Annotated in this window: 4 protein-coding genes and 1 pseudogene; 2 read left to right on the plus strand and 3 right to left on the minus strand. The window is 57.2% G+C overall.

What is annotated here, in order from left to right; genetic code table 11:
- Both FGA82_RS28030 and FGA82_RS28035 read left to right on the plus strand, forming a co-directional pair.
- On the plus strand, positions 1 to 621 hold a 621-nt coding region (locus FGA82_RS28030), incomplete at its 5' end, for a hypothetical protein (protein ID WP_141129606.1).
- Positions 594 to 1,571, plus strand: a complete 978-nt coding sequence (locus FGA82_RS28035) for a hypothetical protein (protein ID WP_141129607.1) — start codon at positions 594 to 596, stop codon at positions 1,569 to 1,571. The genes FGA82_RS28030 and FGA82_RS28035, both read left to right, overlap by 28 nt.
- Positions 1,572 to 2,206: 635 nt before the next feature.
- On the opposite strand, the gene FGA82_RS28040 is transcribed toward FGA82_RS28035, so the two are convergent.
- From FGA82_RS28040 to FGA82_RS33000, 3 genes and pseudogenes are all read right to left on the minus strand, one after another.
- A complete protein-coding gene (locus FGA82_RS28040) occupies positions 2,207 to 2,872 on the minus strand; it encodes a hypothetical protein (RefSeq protein ID WP_432767193.1) in 666 nt (221 codons plus the stop codon).
- Between the two features lie 12 nt (positions 2,873 to 2,884).
- On the minus strand, positions 2,885 to 3,073 hold the full coding sequence (locus FGA82_RS28045; RefSeq protein ID WP_141129609.1) for a hypothetical protein: 189 nt from the start codon (positions 3,071 to 3,073) through the stop codon (positions 2,885 to 2,887).
- Between the two features lie 126 nt (positions 3,074 to 3,199).
- Positions 3,200 to 3,342: pseudogene (locus FGA82_RS33000) on the minus strand (hypothetical protein); the annotation flags it as partial.

Consider the following 3,342-nt stretch of genomic DNA (forward strand, 5'->3'; position numbering starts at 1 on the left):
GGCCGGGCGAACTTCACTGTTCAATCCGCGGTGCCGCTGAAAGGGCTGGTGACATTGGATATCGGCTACAACGAAGGCACGTTGCAACGGCACTTTATCGGTTACGTCGAGCGCTGCACGGCCGCCAACGCGGTCGAACAGGTGCTGTTCTGCCGGGAGCTGGCTGCGGTGCTGGCCAATCCGATGCCGATGAATCTGCGTCACGTGGATCTGCGTGCGGTGCTGGCCGAGATCAGTGAACAGACCGGGTTGCGCTTTCGTGTTCCCGATCGGCCTTATGCCGGCGTGAAGGCGCCGTACTTCTTCAGCCTCGCCGCCGGTTACCAGGCGATGGACAGTCTCGCCCGAGTGTTCAGCATTCCTGACTTCACCTGGCACCAGTTGGGCAACGGCGAAGTGTTTGCCGGCAGTTGGGCCGACAGTTTTTTCGGCGCCCGTGCGCCGCTGCAAATCCCCACGGAGCTGTTTGACGGCTACCAGGGCAACCAAAGCGCGATGGTCGCGGCCCTTCCCGGGTTGCGACCAGGTGCAACGATCAACAACGGCGAGCGTATCACCACGGTGGCGCTCGCCAATGACCAGATGGCCATTCAATGGACGATGCAATCCGCCGCGCTGTAGAGCGCCAATTCCCCGAACTCACCGGTGGTTACCACCTGCCGCGATTCGCCCGGGTGGTCGCCGTGGCCGATGCGCCGGCGAACGCCGGACTGTGCGACGACTTTCGCCCGCGCTACGCCGTGGACATTGAAGTGCTGGGCCCGGACGATGAGCCGGATCCAGCCATGCCGCCGCTCACTGGGGTGCCGTTGCCGGTGGTCACCGGGGGCGAGGAGATGGGGTTCTATGCCTTTCCGGAGGAAGGCACGCGGGTGGTGGTGTGCTTTGCCTACGGCCTGCCGAACAAGCCTTACATTCAATCGATTTTGCCGCACGGGCTGAGCCTGCCCAAGGTGCCGAAAGGCGACCAGGTGTGGCAACACAGCGGCGCCGCCCAGCAGCGCGTCGACGCCGACGGCAACTGGCTGCGCCAGACCGATGGCAAGATCCGCGATCAGGCGATCGAGCGCGAAGTCGAAGCCCTGGACAACCGCGAGCAGTTCCAGAGCCATACGCAGACCATCGATGACCACTCGACCGAGTCCGTGGGAGGTGTAAAAACCATCGAGGCGCTGGGCGCGCTCAAGCTGCTGTCGGGTGGATCGGCGAGCCTGGCGGCGGTGGATGATTTGCACCAGGCGACCGGACGGGATCTGAATCTGGTGGTGGGGCAGACGCACAATGCCACGGTGGGTGGCGATCTGCAGGAACGGATTGAGGGGTTACGGCGAAGTGTGGCGGGGAAGAGCCAGCTGCTGCAAGCGCCGAAAAACTGGATCGGTTCGGAGGCGGTGAATCTGTTCCAGGTGGTGGGCGAGGTGCTCGATCTGATTCAGCAGATGAATGCTCAGTTGGCGGTGCACACGCACCTGCCCGGGCCTATTCCGAGTCCTGCCGATGCCCAGGCCTTTACTGAAAAGGCGGCCATCGCGTTTGCACGGTCCGACACGTTGAAGTCGATCACTCTATAACGGGCGGCGGCCGCAAAAAATTGAGTGCTGGGATTTGCAGCGCCTTTATCGAGGTGCTCAACCCAAACGACGCAGGGGGTTGGAGCGGTGAGAGGCGCTGCGAGGGGAACGGTGAATGCAGCGCCTCGAGAGGAGGGGCTAACGTGCTGCAAAAAAAAGCGTGGGGCGAGGGTCGCCACTTCACAGTGAACACCCTCAGCCCCACGCGGGGATCCGAAAGGTTAATGCCCAGAACCATGCGCGAATTGACGCATGACGTCGGTATCTCCGACTGCTGGCCTTTATGATGGCCTCCAGAATAAAACACTTTGTGAACATGAAGTCTTCTTGGGTGCGTAAATGACCACCTCATTAGAAATCCTATAATTTACTAATGTCGGGATTTCATCCGCCAATTTTTTACTGTCGCAATTGACATTCGCCGATATCGAATATGCCGGTAAGTGAAAGCAGACCGAGCGGGATTGTCACTGATCGAGATGGAGCGGGCCGACATCTTTATGTCAACCATTTTTATACCTTGTTGCTGCCTGGCCTTAAACTAGATGGCGACATAGATTAAACAACTGCGCCTAGCAGGTAAAACTATTCAGGAGGGTGCTTCCGGCCTTCCCTGGCCAAAAATAAGCACTATTTTAGAGGTACGTAATGGTGGCCTTCAGACTGGTTTTCCACGTCGTGGTATTGGTAACCGGATTGGTGAAGTTCACTGTGATGTTGTCGCCTTGGGCTACGCCGAGGCCGTAAGTGCCAGCGTAGTACTCAGCTGAATTCCCAAATCCAAACGCTAGTTGTTGGTTATCATGTGTATAAGTAGCAGTTCGTCCGCTAGCAGTATTTAGTTGGGCAAGCAAGACATTAGCGGAGTACGCTCCAAGCGCTTCGTTCCAAGCGGCAGCAATTGAACCTAATCCCAAGGATCCAGCTGCCGAGGGGGACTGAGCGACTGCACCGTACAAGTCAGTTCCACCGCTTTCGGTATGTGTTGACTGCAACGCGACATTTCCATTCCCCGATACCAATACAGCTCTGATGCCTCCAACTTTAACCTTCATGCTCATACTGCCCAGTACGGTCGTGCCGTCAGCGGCGGTCACTGGGAGGGTGATGGTGCCCTTGCCGCTGTTACCGGTTGTGTCCCACAACGGGGTCACCGCTGCGCCGGTAGCAGTCGTTAAGGCAATCTGTGGGTTGACCCCTGCGTTTCCTGGATTACCTATGGTTGCCGCCGTGGTCTGGCCCACCAGCAGTGGTAGGTTGGAGGCCACTGGAATGGTCATGGTCTTGTAATTATTAGTCAGCGTGGTGACGTTTTAATCAAGGACAATGGCATCGCTAGTAGCCCACTGCCAGAAGTTAGTGGCGTGCGGCACGACAATATCGCCGCCGATATCCACACTGCCCGTAAAGTTGCCATCGGTGAAGTTCAGAGCCGCCATGGCATTGCAGGAGAGCCCAAAGGCTGTTGCCGCCACTGCCATATAAAGTGTATTAATTTTCATGGTTGAATTTCCTTGAATTAAGCCAGAAGACAGCCAGCTACACTCCAATTCAACATTCTTTGCTGATACATCTCCGCTACTTCGCTGGCCCACTGCTGTAAGCATTTCAGTTAAGTGATTACGCGATCAGAGATACGTCACCGTCATTTTCAGCGGTGCTTTCCAGATAGTAGAGGTGGTAACTGGGTTGGTGAAGGTCACGACGATGTTGTCGCCTTGGGCGATGCCGAGGCCGTAAGTGCCAGCATAGTAAGTATCAGGGGCACCAA

It is taken from the genome of Pseudomonas fluorescens (assembly GCF_005938625.1).
Lineage (GTDB): Bacteria > Pseudomonadota > Gammaproteobacteria > Pseudomonadales > Pseudomonadaceae > Aquipseudomonas > Aquipseudomonas fluorescens_BD.